Origin of the sequence: Streptomyces sp. NPDC021080 (genome assembly GCF_044333225.1) — a bacterium.
Lineage (GTDB): Bacteria > Actinomycetota > Actinomycetes > Streptomycetales > Streptomycetaceae > Streptomyces.
The window spans coordinates 575,627-590,287 of sequence record NZ_JBIRQM010000005.1 but is presented as its reverse complement, the minus strand read 5'-3'; the positions used below and the strand labels follow the sequence as shown (position 1 = coordinate 590,287).

The following is a 14,661-nucleotide window of genomic DNA, read 5'->3' as shown; positions in this document are numbered from 1 at the left end:
ACCCGGTTCCGCTCAGCGCCCCCGTACGTGAAGGGGGTCCCCGAGGCGAGGACCGTCCCATGAGGCCCGTGCCGGAGGTGTCCGCCTCTTTCGCCCTCGCTCAGGACCACCTGGATCCGGTCCAGGAAGCGGGCCCCGGCGAACAGGCGGCGTGACGGAGGTCATTGACAAGCCGAATCCGCGAAGGTTGTCATGAACATATGCTGCCGCGATGCCCCGGGGTCCCCCGCGCCCACCGAGCCGACGGCTCCGCCCACGGCGCCCGTCGCAGCCCGTGCACGGGTGCGGAACGCACGAGGGCCGCCGGAGGCACCCGCGGGGCAAAGGGTGGGCGGCTGCCGTGGAAGTACGGTCTTTGACCGGGCGCGACGAGCTGCTCGACACCGCGCGGGCCGAGTTGACGGCCCGTCCCGGGGTGCTCCTCCACGGTCCCCCGGGAATCGGCAAGTCCACGCTCGTGGCGGCCCTCATGGCGTCCTCGGCCGAGCACGGCCGGCCGGCCGGTACGGTGCTCTCCTGCTCGCCCGCGCAGGAGGACGTCAAGCTCCCCTTCGTCGGCCTCATCGACCTGTTCGCACGTGTACCGGAGAGCTGCCTGGAGACCCTGGCGCCCGTGCCCCGGACGGCACTGCGGGCGGCACTGCTGCGCGGCAGCGAGCCGGCCGACGACAGGAGCCGTCTCGCGGTTCGCGTCGCCGTCCTCGAAGTGCTGCGGACCCTGGCCGCCGCCGGCCCCGTTCTGCTGGTCGTCGACGGCCTCCAGTGGCTCGACGAGCCCAGCGCCGAGGTGCTCGCCTTCGCCGCACGCCGCATCGAGGACGTCGGCGTACGGGTCGTGGCCACCGAGCGGGTGGCCGACGGCGAGCAGCCCGAACGGCTGCGCTGCTGCCCACCGGGCACCGTCGCTCTTCCTGTGCCCCCGCTCACGGACAGCGAGGTGGCCCACCTCGTGCGCACCGGCTTCGGGCCGGGCGTGCCACCGGCACTGCTGCGGGCCGTTCAGGACGCGGCCGCCGGGAACCCCTGGTACGCGTCGGAGGTGGCGCGGGAGGCGCTGCGCGAGGGAGCACCCGACGGCTCCGGCCAGGCGCTGCCCGTGCCCCGAAGGCTGCGCGCCCTGCTGCTGGACCAGGTACGGACGCTGCCGGAGACGGCACGGCGCACCCTCCTCGTCGCGAGCACCGCCGCCCGTCCCAGCCTCACCCTGCTGCGGGCCGCCGGGCTCCACGACCCCGCCGCGGACCTCGCGGAGGCGGACGGGCTCGGTGTCGCGGCGGTCGATGCCGAGGGGACCGTACGTTTCCGGCACCCGATGCTCCGGGCCGCCGTCCGCGCCGACGCCCCGGCGCACAGCCGCCGGGAGGCGCACGCCCTGCTGGCCCGTGCGGTCACCGAACCCGTGGAACGGGCCCGCCACCTCGCCCTCGCCCATCCGCACGAGGACGAGACCGTCGCCCGCGCGCTGATGTCCGCCGCCGCGCACGCACGCCGCCACGGCGCACCCGACGCGGCCTTCGAACTGGCCGGGTTCGCCGCCCGGCGCACTCCGGGCGACCACCCCGAGGACCGCGGCGAACGGCTGCTGGCCGCGGCCGAGTACGCCTGCGACGCCGGCCGGCTGGAGGAGGCCGGCCAGGTGGCCGGGACCGTCCTCGGCACATCGGGTTCCGCACGGCAGCGGGTGCGGGCCCGGCTGATCCTCCTGCGCAATGCCGGGCAGGCGCTGGAGGGCACCCACGACCTGATCGAGGAGGGCCTCAGGGACGCCGCCGGCGATCCGGAGGCGCAGGCATGGCTGCACCACTGGGCGGCGCTGCGGGGCCTGCTGTGCGGGGAGCTCGAGGACGCGGCCCGGTTCGCCGGGAGCGCCGCCCGGCAGGCGGCCCTGGCAGGAGACACGGACACCCGGATCGGAGCACTCGCGACCCTCGCCCGGGTACGGTCCCTGGCCGGGGAGCCGGCCGCCGCCGACGCCGCGCTCGAGGAGGCACTCGCCCTGGTCGGCGGCGCCGACGCCGGCCCGGAGAGCTGGGGGCTGATCCGGATGCGGGCGATCCTCGCCCTGGACTCCGACAAGGTGACCGAGGCCCGGGAGCAGGTCACCGGACTCCTCGCGGACATCGGCGAGTTCGCCGGGGTCGAGGAGGTCATGGCGACGCTGGTGGCGCTGACCCGTATCCAGGTGCGCGCCGGGCTCTGCCGTGAGGCGTTGCGGACCGCCGCCCGCTGCTCGAGCGCCTTGGCCGAGACGGGCGTACAGGCGGCTCCGACGCTGTACGCGGCGGCGCTCGCGGCCACCGCGGGCGGCACCGCCGACGAGGCCCGGCGCCTGGCCGAACAGGCGGTACGGGCCTCGGAGGCGGACGGCGACCGGCTGTTCCTGCTGCGCGCGCTGGCGGTGCTCGGACAGGCCCGGCTGCTCGTCGGCGACCCGCAGGGAGCGGCCGCCGCGGTCGAGGCGCTGCAACGCGTCAAGGAACTCGGCGAGGCCATGTCCGCCGCCGACCCGCCGCTGCTGCGCTGGTACGGCGACCTGGCCGAAGCCCTGGTCGTCCTGGGCGAGTCCGACGCGGCCGGGGCCGTGATCGGCGAGGCCCGCGCGCGGGTGTCCGGCGATGCGCCCGGGAGCGTCCTGGCGGCTCTCGAACGCGCGGAGGGGCTGCGCGAGGCGGGGCTCGGCCGGGCGAAGGAGGGGGCGGTACGGCTGCGTGCCGCCGTGGACCTCCTGCGTGGGCTTCCGCTGCCCGTGGAGCTGGTGCGCACCCTGATCGCGCTCGGCGCGGTCGAACGTCGCGGGCGCCGCAGGAACGCGGCGCGGACGGCCCTCGGCGAGGCGCTGGAGACCGCCACCCGCATCGGCGCCGCTCCGCTCGCGGCGCGGGCCAGGGACGAGCTGACGCGGCTGGAGAGCGGAGACCGGAGAGGTGAGGCGGGCGCGGAAGGGCCCGAACTCACCCCCACGGAAGCCAGGATCGCCGGACTGGTCGGCGGCGGGGCCACCAACAGGGAAGTCGCGGCCGAGCTGTTCATCAGCGTGAAGACGGTGGAAGGCGCCCTGTCGCGGGTCTACCGCAAGTTCGGGGTCCGCTCACGCACCGCGCTCGCGCATGCGATGGCGGCCGCGGTCATCGCGTCGGGGGCGGCGGTGGATTCCGCGGAGGACGGTCAAATGAGGCCGCCGGAGCAGGCCATGACGTTCAGTCAGCCGGGCGGTCCCGGCCTTCGGATTCCCCGTGCGCTCGACACACGCCGTTGACGTGACATCAGTAGTTAACACGTGAAGCAAGGGTTCCCCCGCTTATGCGGGCGGGGCTGATGTTCCTACGTTGAAGCAGTTCCGCTTCGGGACACCACCCCCCACTCTCCGGAGGACCTCAGTGAAGTCACGTCTGAAACTGGTCGGCCTGGTCGCCGCGCCGGCCCTGCTCGCCGCCGCCGTCCCCGCCGCCCACGCCGCGGGCGCCCCCGAACCGCACCCGACCCGCGCCGCCGTCACCGGAGATGTCCTGAAGGGCCTGAACAGGAACGCGACCCGTACCGGCAACGTCGCCGCCGGGAAGCGGATATCGGTGGCGATCAGCCTGACTCCCAGAAACGCGAAGGCACTCGACACCTTCGTCGCCAAGGTCAGCGACCCCCGGTCGAGTTCCTACGGCCACTACCTGACGAAGCATCAGTTCGCGGCCCGCTTCGGCCGGACCGATGCCGAGGTCGAGCGGCTCAAGGACTATCTGCGTGCGCAGGGGCTCACCGTCACCGCCGTCCACTCGGGGAACCTGCTGGTCGACGCCGACGGCACCGCAGCCCAGTTGGAGAAGGCTTTCGGCACCAGGCTGTCGACCTGGAAGGACGCCGCTTCGGGGCGCTCGTTCTACGCCAACGACGCGGCGCCGACCCTGCCGGCCACCGTCGCCTCCCTCGTCAGCGACGTGGCCGGACTCAACAACCGGGCCCAGCTGCACCACCAGGCGCCCTCCACCGTGACCCCCCACAACGGCCCGGGCGGCGGGTACACCCCGGCCCAGCTCAAGGGCGGCTACAACGTCTCGGGTACGTACACCGGCAGCGGCCAGAAGATCGCGCTGATCGAGTTCGACGGCTTCCAGCAGTCCAACATCACCAAGTACGACACCAACTACGGCCTGGGCTCGCCCACTCCGACGGTGCAGAAGGTGGACGGCGGCTCGGGCGCGCTCGGCGACGGACAGGTCGAGGTCGAGCTGGACATCGAGGTGCTGCACGCGATCGCCCCCAAGGCGAACGTCACGGTCTTCGAGGGGCCCAACTCCGACGCCGGCGAGGTCGACACCTACCAGGCCATCGTCGACAGCGGGATCCCGACCACCTCGATCAGCTGGGGCGCCGCCGAGAGCGCGCGCACCACGTCCAACATCAACGCCGTGGACGCCGTCTTCAAGGCGGGCGCCGCCCAGGGCCTCGGCTTCTACGCGGCCTCCGGCGACGACGGCTCCGACGACGCGGGCAACGGCACCACCGCCGTCGACTACCCGGCCAGCGACCCCTACGTCACCGGCGTCGGCGGCACCAAGCTGACCGTCACCTCGTCCAACACCTGGAGCAAGGAGGTGGCCTGGTCCGGAGGCGGCGGCGGAAAGTCCTCCGTCTTCAAGATCCCCAGCTGGCAGACCGCGGTGCAGAAGAGCGCCGGCGGCGGCTTCCGCCAGGTGCCGGACGTCTCGGCCCACGCCAACCCGAGCCCCGGCGTCTCGGTCTACTCGAAGGGTTCCTGGACCTCGGTCGGCGGCACCAGCGCCGCCGCGCCCGAATGGGCCGCGTTCGCCGCGCTGTACAACCAGCAGGCCGCGGCGGCGGGCAAGGCGAACCTCGGCTTCGCCAACCCCGCCCTCTACACGGCGAGCGGCACCGGCTTCCACGACGTCACCAGCGGCAGCAACGGCGCCTACTCCGCCGCCACCGGCTGGGACTTCACCAGCGGATGGGGCTCGTACAACGCCGCGACCCTGGCGAGCAAGCTGCTCGGCTGACCTCCGGCGGCCGGGGACCGGCCGGCGCGGCGCGGGCCGGGATCATTCCCCGCCCGCGCCGCACGTCTGCGGGCACCGCGCCGGTGCCGCTAGTAACTGCCGTACGTGGGGCGGCCTTCGCGCTCGTACGTGTTGACGGCGACGCCCGCGCCGGTGACCGTGCCGCCGGTGCGCCGGAACGCGGTGGGCAGGGTGCCCTCGGCGAAGAGACGGCGGCCCGTGCCGAGCACGACGGGGAAGGTCATCAGGTGCAGCGTGTCGATCAGGTCGAGCGCGAACAGGGACTGGGCGAGCAGGGCACTGCCGTGGATCTGGAGCTCGCCCTCGGTGCGGTCCTTCAGCGCGGCGACCTCCTTGCCGAGGTCACCGCTGATCACGGTGGTGCCCTCCCAGGCGGGCTCCGTGAGGGTCGAGGAGGCGACGTACTTGGGCAGTGCGTTCAGCTTGGAGGCGATCGGGTCGGCCGGGTCCGTCATCTTCGGCCAGTAGCCCGCGAAGATCTCGTACGTGTGCCTGCCCAGCAGGAAGGCTTCCACGCGGGAGAAGTTGTCGACGACGAAGCGGCCGAAGTCGTCGTCGCCGTAGGGGACGCTCCAGCCGCCGTGCTCGAAGCCGCCGCTCCGGTCCTCCTCGGGACCGCCCGGCGCCTGGTGGACTCCGTCGAGCGTGACGAAAGCGGTGAGGGTGAGCTTGCCCATGAGGGTGCCTGCTTCCTTGCGGTGGGGTCTGCTGACATCAGGGCAGACCCCACCGGCGCCCGCAACTCATCGGTCCCGCGACACGGTCCCCCCGCGATCCGTCCACGGGCCCGCGCCCGGCGCACCCCACGCCCGCCGGACTCCTCACACCGCCCAGGACACGCCACGCGCCGGTCACGGCCTCCCCGGTCCGGCCGGACCGCGCCCGGCCGACCGGCGGCTCACCCCGCGTGGGTCGAGAACAGGCCGCCCGTCGGGCCCTGCTTGTCGCCGCCCTGGGCCTTTCTCAGGGCGTTGGCGAGGCTCTCGATGGTGAGGGACTGGAGGATCACCCGTCCGTTGCCCTCCAGGGTGGCCAGCGACAGGCCCTCGCCGCCGAAGACCGCGTTCATCAGCCCCTGCCGGTTGAGGCCGCCGATGCGCTGGACGCCGTAATGGATCCCCTCCTCGAAGGCGACCACACAGCCCGTGTCGACCTCGATGCGGCCGCCGAAGTCGGCCGGGTTCAGGTCGATGAAGTTCCCCGCGCCGGCGATGATCACCGTGCCGTGGCCGGTGAACTTCTCCAGGACGAATCCCTCGCCTCCGCTGCGCCCGGTCCGGCCGCCCTGGAAGGCGATGCCGAACTGCACGGTCGACTCCGCCGCGACGAAGGCGTCCTTCTCGGCGAACCACGCGCGTGTGCCGTCGAGCTCCAGGGCGCGCATCTCACCGGGCAGCACGCCCGCGAAGCCGACGGTGCCCTCACCGCCCGTCGACGTGAAGTACTGGAACGCCAGCGATTCGCCCGCGAGGGCACGCTGGCCCGCCTGCATGGCGGTGCCCACGGCCTGGCGCAGCATGCCGCCCATGCCGCCTCCGCCGCCCGGCTGCCCGCCACCACCGCCCGACGGCCCGGAGAGGCGCGTCTCCATGGTCACGTTGGTCGTCTTGAACAGGAACTTTCCCGCTTCGCAGTACACGGTCTGGCCGAGGCGCAGGTTGACGACCGCCATCTGCATGGCGTTGCCGACGATTTCTTGCTGAAGAGTCACACCGGAAGAACGCGGGAGACGGAGGGAAGAGTTCCGGCCGAAAGTGTGAGGGACGGCCGCGTTCCTCACACCCCCGGCCGGTCCGCTACCCGACCGGGGCGGCCCGCCGGACCCTGGCGGCCGGACGGGGAGGCGGGAATTCGTGGTCGCGGAGCGGACCGACCTCGTACCCGCGTTCCTCGCACGTGTCGAGAATGCGCGGAAGGGCACCCAGGGCGGAGCGCCACGCGCCCGGCGCGGAGGTGCAGTCCGAGTCGTGGAGCAGCACGGTGCCTCCGCCGTACAGGTCGGTGACGACGGTGCGGTGGACCGATTCCGGGGTGGCCCTGGCGGTCCAGTCCTCGCCCCAGCAGGTCCAGAGGACCGGGGTGAGTCCGAGGCGGCGGGCGGCCAGGTGGGCCGAGCCGGACATGACGCCGTACGGGGGCCGGAAGAGGGTGGGCGCCCTGCCCGTGATCTCGGCGACGGTGTCGCGCGCGCGGGCCAGGTCGGTGTGGGTCGCGCGCGGGCCGCGCAGCAGCAGCGGGCGGTGCGCCCAGCCGTGCACGGCGATCTCGTGGCCCGCCGCCGTGATCTCACGGACCAGGCCGGGTGAGCGGTGCGCCTGACTGCCGAGCAGGAAGAAGGTGGCCTGTACGCGCCTCGTGGCGAGGAGACTCAGGAACGAGGGCGTGGACTTGGGGTCGGGGCCGTCGTCGAAGGTGAGGGCCACGTGATCCGCGCGGCCCTTGCCGGCGAGACGGGGCATCACACGGTTGCGCAGGGGCCCGAACGTGGAGACGACCGGTGCGCAGTGTGCGGCGGCCAGGGCGGCCGGCACGGCCGCGGCGACGGCCGTGAGCAGGGACGCCGTCCCAAGCGGTCGCGTCATGAGGGATCGCGTCATGAGTGATGTCCTTCCGGACCGTGACCGGAAACGCTGGAGACGAGGTCCAGGTCGAGGTGCCGGCTCAGCGTGTGCACCAGCGTGGGGCCCTCGTAGCTGGTGGCGACCCCGGTGGCGACGGCGCATGCCCACACCGCGCAGGCCACGGTGGCCGTGGCGGCCAGCCGTCGGGCCCGGAGGCGTCGCCGTCCGGTGGGCTGCGGCGGCACGGGCAACCGCCGGGAGCGCAGCACGCGGAGGGTCTCCGCCGCCGGGCCGCGGTCCGGTGAGTCCGCGAACAGCGCGCGTCCCGCGGCGCGTTGGCGCAGTCCGAGCGGACCGTTGACCAAGTCGTTCAGGATGTCCTTGAGTTGGGCCCGGTCGCGGATCCAGACCGCCGCACCGGCCTCGTCGAGGGCGTCGGCGTTGGTCAGGCCATGACCGGGTATGCAGCCGTAACTGGCCACGGGCAGCCCCGCGGAGAACGCTTCGAGCGTGGTGAGTCCGCCCGCGTTCTGCACGAGGACGTCGGCCGCGTGCATCAGGGCGGGCATGTCGTCGACCCAGCCGTGGACGTGCTCGATCCCGTCGGCGCGCAACCGCGCCGCCAGCGCCTGGTTGCGGCCGCACACGACGACCGGGACGACGGCGCCGCAGTCGCGCAGTTCCCGGGCGACCTGCCGCACGGGGCCGACTCCCCACGATCCGGCCACCAGGAGCGCGAGCGGGGCGGTGGCGGGAAGCCCGAACCGCTCCCGCGCGAGGAGACGCTCCCGCGGGTCGCAGGGGCGGAAGCGGGGGTCGGCCACCGGTCCGCAGACGCGGACGTCCTCGGCCCCCGCGGCCCGCGCCTGCGCGGCGGGTACGGCGTGGGCGGCGAGATGGACGTCCACGCCGTCCGCCACCCACAAGGGGTGCACCGAGAAGTCGGTGAGATAGGTGAGTACGGGGATGCCGAGCCGTCCGTCGAGCCGGAGGTTCCCCAGGACGCGGCTGGCACCCGGGTAGGTCGACACGACGGCGCCGGTCCCCGGGTGCAGGGCCTTCAGGACACGGTTCTCGGCGGACCTCAGCAGGGCACGCGCGCCGCGGCCACCGCCTCCGGCGCGCTCGGTGGCGGAGTAGATCCGCTGGTAGAGCCAGGGGGCGCGGTCGAGCATCAGGTGGTAGGCGTCCCTGGCGGTCCGGCCGAGACGAGCGGGCAGGAGGTCGAGCAGGTCGTACCGGTCGACGGCGATCCCCTCCGCCGTCAGGCGGCGCTGGAGTTCGGCGGCGGCGCCGTCGTGGCCGGCGCCGACACTCGCCGAGACGATCGCGACGCGGTCCGGGTGTGCCGCCGGGCCCCGTCCAGGGGGCAGCCCCACGCTTGCCGGTGTCAGGTGCGCTCGTCCGCCGTTGGCCATGGGCTGTCCTCTGCGTAGGTGGGAGACCGAGCAACTACAAGATGTAGTAGGCCGAGATCGAGACCGGAGCATACCTCCTACAACTAGTAGTAGGTCACCGGGGTAGCCTTGCCCGAAGGCACGGCGTCGGAAGGGCGAACGGTGAAGGAACCCAGGAGCGAGGGAGCCTCCGGTACGACCGGCAGGCGCGCCCGCGGCGAACTCGAGGGCTCCGTGCTCGCCGCTCTCTGGTCGGCCGACCACCCCTTGACCGCCCGTCAGGTGCTTCAGCGGCTGCCGGCCGGACTGGCCTACACGACCGTCCTGACGACCCTGTCCCGGCTGTACGACAAGGGCATGCTCGTCCGGCGGCCCGAGGGCCGCGGATACGCCTACGCGGCGGTTCGCGACGAGGCCTCGCACACGGCGCGGCGCATGCGGTCACTGCTGGACGAGGGCTCCGACCGCGAGGCGGTGCTGAGCCGTTTCGTATCCGAACTGTCCGATCAGGACGAGCGGTTGCTGCACGAACTGCTGTCCTCGCACGAGGGGCACCAGGGCCGCCGGGGCGACATCGACGGCGGGAAGTGAACCGGTGCTGATCAGCGTGTACGTTCCGCTCGTCGTCACCGCCGTTCTGACCGTGCTCGCGCCCCCGGTGGCCCGCCTGCTCCCCCCGCGCCCCGCCGTCCGGGCACTGGCCTGCGCCGCGTCGGTGACGACGGTCGGCTGGATGGGCTCGATGGCGCTGCTCGCGTTCACCGCCGTCGCCCAGATCCCCGAGGTGGCGGAGGCCGGACGCTGGTCCGTGCCCACGCTGCGGGCCGAGGATCCGGTCCACCTCACGGTCGCGGTGGTCAGCGCCCTCGTCCTGACGGCCCAGCTCGTCTCCCTGGGCCGCGCGGCCGTACGGCGCACCCGCCAGATCCTGTGGGCACGGCGCGAATGCGCCGCGCTGACCGGTGACAGCGAGCTGTCCGTCATCGACGACGACAGACCGCAGGCCTTCGCCCTTCCCGGATCGCCCGGCCGGATCGTCGTCTCGCGCGGCATGCTCCAGTGCCTCGCCCCCGACGAACGCGAGGCCCTGCTGGCCCACGAGAGGGCCCACCTGCTCCACCGCCACCACCACTTCCAGACCCTGTGGCACCTCACGGCCGCCGCCAACCCGTTGCTGCGGCCCCTCGCCGCCGCCGGCGGCTTCGCTCTGGAACGCTGGGCCGACGAGGACGCCGCGGCCCGTGTCGGCGACCGCGCCGTGGTGGCCCGGGCGGTCGGACACGCGGCCCTCGCGACCGCGGCCCGCCCGTCGGGCAGCACCGGGGCACTCGCCGCCACCGGCGGTGCCGTACCTCAGCGGGTACGCGCCCTGCTGGCACCGCCCCCGCCGCGCCGGATGCTGCCCATCGCCGCCGGAGCGCTGCTGCTGCTCCTCTGCTGTGCCGGCCTGGCCAACGCCGCGGCCGACAGCGACGACCTGCTCGACGACGCGCAACGCGCCCAGTGCCAGGCCGTCGCACCGCACCCGGCCGGGCCGCACTGCGTCTGTCACGACGGCAGGCCGTAGCTCCCTCGGACCAAGGCCCCCTCGTTCCTGCGCGGCGCGGCCGGGGCCGCGCCGCTCGGGGGCTCCGGCTCAGCCGTTCAGGACGGTGTTGCCGGTCACCGTGCCGCCGGTGCCGTCGACGGTCACCGCGTGCCGTACCCCGTCGGGGCCGACGACCACGATCCGCCAGGCCCGGCCGCCGCCCTGCTCCGTGACCGGCGCCAGCGACTCGACCTTGCCGTCCTTGACCGCGGCGGCGGCCTTGTCCACGGCGTCCGCCGCGGAGAGCGAGGGCAGCGGGGCCGGGGCCTCGCCGACCGACAGCTCACGGCCGTCCTCGCCGAACGAGCCGCGCTCGCCGCCCCGGATCCGGCCGTCGAACTCCTTCGGGCCGTCGTGCCCGTCACGGCCCTCGGACTCCGCCCGGAACCCGCCGCGCCATCCCGGTCCCTCGGCGGACACCATCTTGCGCTCGCCGCGGCCGTCCTCCTCGTGATGGTGGATCGCCGCCGCGGCGACGCCGCCGCCGATCACCACAACGGCCGCCGCGCCGGCCACGGCCCAGCGCGCTCCGCGGCCGCGCAGCCGGCGCCCGCCGGCCGGCTTCGTCTCCGTCGTGTCCGGACCGTCCTCGTCCAGCGGTTCCTGCGGTTCCCCCGCGCCCATGGATTCGCTCACTGCGCCCACCCCGATCTCCCGGAAAGGTCCGGGCCCTGTGCCCGGTCGTCCGGGCACAGCATCGCCGGAGGGTGCTGAAGACTTCCTGAAGACCTGAAGGCGCCTTCAGCTTGGCGCATGCCCCGCCCGGTGACCTGCCACCCTGGGGGCATGCGTGTACTGGTGGTGGAGGACGAGCGCCGACTGGCCCTGGCGCTTCGGCACGGGCTGAGCGCCGAGGGCTTCAGCGTGGACGTCGCCCACGACGGCCTGTCCGGGCTCGCCAAGGCCACCGAGCGCGCGTACGACGTGGTCGTGCTCGACATCATGCTGCCCGGCCTCAACGGCTACCGGGTGTGCCAGCGGCTGCGGGCCACCGGCAGCGACGTCGGCATCCTCATGCTCACCGCGAAGGACGGCGAGTGGGACGAGGCCGAGGCGCTGGACACCGGCGCCGACGACTACCTGTCCAAACCGTTCTCCTTCGTGGTGCTCGTCGCCCGCCTGCGGGCACTGGCCCGCCGGATCGGCAGCCGGGCCCCGAGGCGCACCGTGCTGGGCGACCTGGTGATCGACTCCGCCGCCCGCACCTGCGCCCGCGGCGGCGTGTCCGTTCCGCTCACGCCGCGCGAGTTCGCCGTGCTGGACCACCTCGCCCGGCGGGCCGGGGAGGCCGTCTCCAAGCGCGAGATCCTGGACGAGGTCTGGGACAGCGGCGCCGACAGCGACCCCAACACCGTCGAGGTCCATGTCAGCGCCCTGCGACGCAAGATCGACACACCGTTCGGACGGGCCGCGGTCCAGACCGTCCGAGGCGCCGGATACCGGCTGGCGGCCGACGGTGGCTGAGACGGATCCCACCACCCGAGGACCGAGGCACCCCGGGATCGTCGCAGCAACGCGCCGCCGGGTCCGTACGGTGCTGCACCGCCTCACCGGTCACCCCCGGGCGGCCGCGCTGATCCGCCGGCTGGCGCCGCGCTCGGTCCGTACCCGCACCACCCTCGCCGCGTGCGCGAGCGTGGCCGTCGTCCTGCTCGCGACGTCGGCCGTCGTCCTGCTGCTGCTGCGCGGCAACCTCGAACGCACCGTGGAGACCGGGGGCCGCGCGCAGGCGAAGGACGTCGCCCGGCTCGCCGCGGCCGGCCGCCTGCCCGAACCGCTGGCGCTCGGGCCGGGAACCGACTTCATCCAGGTCGTCGACGCCGACGGAAAGGTCGTCGCGCAGAGCCAGAACCTCACCGGCCGGCCCGCCCTCACCCCCACCGGCACCGACAACGGCCACCGGACGTACAACCTCGACGTCCTCGGCAAGGAACACCACCAACGCGTCACCACGGTCACCACGACCAGCCCCAGCGGTCGGGTCACCATCCACGTCGGGGCCTCGCTGCGCACCGCCGACGCCGCCGAGGACATCACCGGCGCGGCCCTCGCCGCCCTCAGCGCCCTGCTGATCTCCACCGTCGGCGTCCTGACCTGGCGCACGACCGGCCGCGCGCTGAGGCCGGTCGAGGCCATCCGCGCCGAGGTCGCCGCCATCGGCGACCGCGGCCTGGACCGCCGGGTCCCCGCCCCGCGCAGCGACGACGAGATCGCCCGCCTCGCCGACACCATGAACGCCATGCTCGAACGGCTGGAGGCCGCGGGTGCGCGGCAGCGCCGGTTCATCGCCGACGCCTCGCACGAACTGCGCAGCCCCCTGGCGGTACTGCGCACCCAGCTGGAGGTCGCCCTCACCCACCCCGATCCGCAGGTGCGCGACACCCTGGTGGCCGGCGCCCTCCAGGACACCGAGCGGCTCCAGGCACTCTCCGCCGACCTGCTGCTGCTCGCCCGCCTCGACGCCACCGGACAGAGCCGGCCCACCGAACCCGTCGACCTCGCCGAACTCGCCCGCACCACCGTGGCGGTCCGTTCCACCGACCCGCACCCGGTCGCCCTCCACGCACCGGACGACATCACCGTCCCCGGCAACGCCCTGTGGCTCGGCCGGCTGCTGACCAACCTCCTCGACAACGCCCAGCGCCACGCCCGGCACACCGTCGCCGTACGACTGTCGGCGGACCCGGAGACCGGTGACGCCGTCCTGGACGTCACCAACGACGGCTCCCCGATCGCCCCCTCCGACCGGGAGAAGATCTTCGAACGGTTCGCCCGCCTCGACGACGCCCGCAGCCGCGACGACGGCGGCACCGGCCTCGGCCTGCCCATAGCCCTGGACATCGCCGCCCTCCACGGCGGCACGATCACCGTCCTCGACACCCCGGACGGCACCACCTTCCGCACCCGCCTCGGCACGGGCACCCGGGACTGAGGTCGGGCGGCACCACCGAACGGGCCCGGGGCGGCTTCCGGCTCGGGCTGCGACTGCGAAGCCCGCCCTGCCCGGCTGTGGGGGCGTCGTCCGAAAACCCCTTGCTCCCCGGTCCGCCGGCCTGGTGGGATCCAAGGGTTTCGAGGTCGGGGGGGACGGCTTGGCGGTGTTCGGGTGCGCGGGCTGCGGTGCGGTCCTGACAGCGGCGGTGTCCCAGGTGGCATTGCCGGTCCACCTGGCCGACACCCACTGGGAGACGCTGCATCCGCCGCTGCTGGAAGGCGGGACCTACGCCGTCGACCCCGCTCCGTACGGGCCGCCGTTCGGCACACTGTCCGACGGACCGTCGGACACCGTCCTTCTCGCGCCCGGCGACATCCGCGGCACCCGGCTGATCCTGGAGCGGGTGGCGGGCTACTGCATGGGGATCGACGGGAGGGACGGGCCGAACCTTGCCTGTCTGGGCTGCGATCTGCCGGTCGGCACGAGGATGGACGACTGCGGGTGCTGGCAGGTCGTCCGGCTCGTCCCGCAGGCCGTGGTGCGGCTGCCCGGCCCGCCGGAGCGCCCGGTCATGGAGTGGTCGGAGCTGCTGGCCACCGACGCGCTGTGGCACCGGCTGAGCAGGTACCGGGACATCCCGGCGGGCGCGGCTCTCGCCCAGGTGGTGGTGGCCTCCGGGGGCGCGCCGGTCGAGGTGGCACCCGGGCCGGTCGCCGAACTCCTCGGCCGGGCACTCGGCGCGCTGCTGCCCGCCGGGAAAGGGGCGAAGCAACTGGACCTGGCGGGGCCGGGGTACGGCGAGCCGGCCACCGACCTGGCGCTGGTGCCGGTTCATCCTCAGACCGGAGACGCCTGGCAGCCGCGCGCCGGAGCGGTGCCGGTCCCCATGGACGCCGCTCTCTGGGCCGAGCTCGCCTTCCCGCCGCACCGGACCCGGCTGCCGGTGGTCGGCGGGCTGCCGCCGGGCGTGGAACGGGACGATCCCCTGCCACCGCACCCGTACTACCCGCTCCAGCCGTCCATGAAGGCGTTCCGGTACACGCTCACACGCATGCCGGCGATCAGGGAACCGTGGCTGCGAACGATCCACGACCGCCGATGCTGACCCGTCAAAGGCCGAGTCAGACGGGATTCACACCCCCGCCCGGGGAAT

The 14,661-nt window shown here is 73.9% G+C and carries 12 protein-coding genes; 7 read left to right on the top strand and 5 right to left on the bottom strand.

Annotation, left to right across the window (positions count from 1 at the left end):
- Positions 1–340: 340 nt before the first annotated feature.
- Entirely contained in the window at positions 341–3,256 is a 2,916-nt protein-coding gene (locus ACH4S8_RS15720) for an AAA family ATPase (RefSeq protein WP_398394063.1), read from the top strand.
- A 121-nt stretch (positions 3,257–3,377) separates the two neighbouring features.
- Positions 3,378–5,006, top strand: a complete 1,629-nt coding sequence (locus ACH4S8_RS15715; RefSeq protein ID WP_398394061.1) for a protease pro-enzyme activation domain-containing protein — start codon at positions 3,378–3,380, stop codon at positions 5,004–5,006.
- An 89-nt stretch (positions 5,007–5,095) separates the two neighbouring features.
- Here ACH4S8_RS15715 and ACH4S8_RS15710 read toward each other — a convergent pair whose 3' ends face one another.
- The 4 genes from ACH4S8_RS15710 to ACH4S8_RS15695 all read right to left on the bottom strand — a co-directional run bounded on the left by ACH4S8_RS15710 (position 5,096) and on the right by ACH4S8_RS15695 (position 9,006).
- On the bottom strand, positions 5,096–5,704 hold the full coding sequence (locus ACH4S8_RS15710) for a dihydrofolate reductase family protein (RefSeq protein WP_398394059.1): 609 nt from the start codon (positions 5,702–5,704) through the stop codon (positions 5,096–5,098).
- Positions 5,705–5,925: 221 nt separating this feature from the next.
- Entirely contained in the window at positions 5,926–6,738 is an 813-nt protein-coding gene (locus tag ACH4S8_RS15705) for an AIM24 family protein (RefSeq protein WP_398394057.1), read from the bottom strand.
- Positions 6,739–6,823: 85 nt separating this feature from the next.
- Positions 6,824–7,624, bottom strand: a complete 801-nt coding sequence (locus ACH4S8_RS15700) for a polysaccharide deacetylase family protein (protein ID WP_398394055.1) — start codon at positions 7,622–7,624, stop codon at positions 6,824–6,826.
- Positions 7,621–9,006, bottom strand: coding sequence for a glycosyltransferase (locus ACH4S8_RS15695; protein ID WP_398394053.1), 1,386 nt, complete (start codon positions 9,004–9,006; stop codon positions 7,621–7,623). Before ACH4S8_RS15695 ends, ACH4S8_RS15700 begins: the two co-directional genes overlap by 4 nt.
- Positions 9,007–9,147: 141 nt before the next feature.
- Between ACH4S8_RS15695 and ACH4S8_RS15690 the strand changes: the two genes are divergently transcribed.
- Entirely contained in the window at positions 9,148–9,576 is a 429-nt protein-coding gene (locus ACH4S8_RS15690; RefSeq protein ID WP_398394051.1) for a BlaI/MecI/CopY family transcriptional regulator, read from the top strand.
- A 4-nt stretch (positions 9,577–9,580) separates the two neighbouring features.
- Complete coding sequence (locus tag ACH4S8_RS15685) at positions 9,581–10,552, top strand: M56 family metallopeptidase (protein WP_398394049.1); 972 nt, start codon at positions 9,581–9,583, stop codon at positions 10,550–10,552.
- 69 nt (positions 10,553–10,621) lie between these two features.
- Here ACH4S8_RS15685 and ACH4S8_RS15680 read toward each other — a convergent pair whose 3' ends face one another.
- The gene (locus ACH4S8_RS15680) at positions 10,622–11,209 is read right to left on the bottom strand and encodes a hypothetical protein (RefSeq protein ID WP_398394047.1); all 588 of its coding nucleotides are present in this window, start codon (positions 11,207–11,209) and stop codon (positions 10,622–10,624) included.
- 150 nt (positions 11,210–11,359) lie between these two features.
- Here ACH4S8_RS15680 and ACH4S8_RS15675 point away from each other — a divergent pair, with 150 nt between their 5' ends.
- The 3 genes from ACH4S8_RS15675 (at position 11,360) to ACH4S8_RS15665 (ending at position 14,613) form a co-directional block, all read left to right on the top strand.
- A complete protein-coding gene (locus ACH4S8_RS15675) occupies positions 11,360–12,037 on the top strand; it encodes a response regulator transcription factor (protein ID WP_398394045.1) in 678 nt (225 codons plus the stop codon).
- On the top strand, positions 12,030–13,505 hold the full coding sequence (locus ACH4S8_RS15670; protein ID WP_398394043.1) for an ATP-binding protein: 1,476 nt from the start codon (positions 12,030–12,032) through the stop codon (positions 13,503–13,505). The genes ACH4S8_RS15675 and ACH4S8_RS15670 overlap by 8 nt, the downstream gene beginning before the upstream one ends.
- Positions 13,506–13,722: 217 nt before the next feature.
- The gene (locus tag ACH4S8_RS15665; RefSeq protein ID WP_398394041.1) at positions 13,723–14,613 is read left to right on the top strand and encodes a hypothetical protein; all 891 of its coding nucleotides are present in this window, start codon (positions 13,723–13,725) and stop codon (positions 14,611–14,613) included.
- The last annotated feature ends 48 nt before the right edge of the window (positions 14,614–14,661 follow it).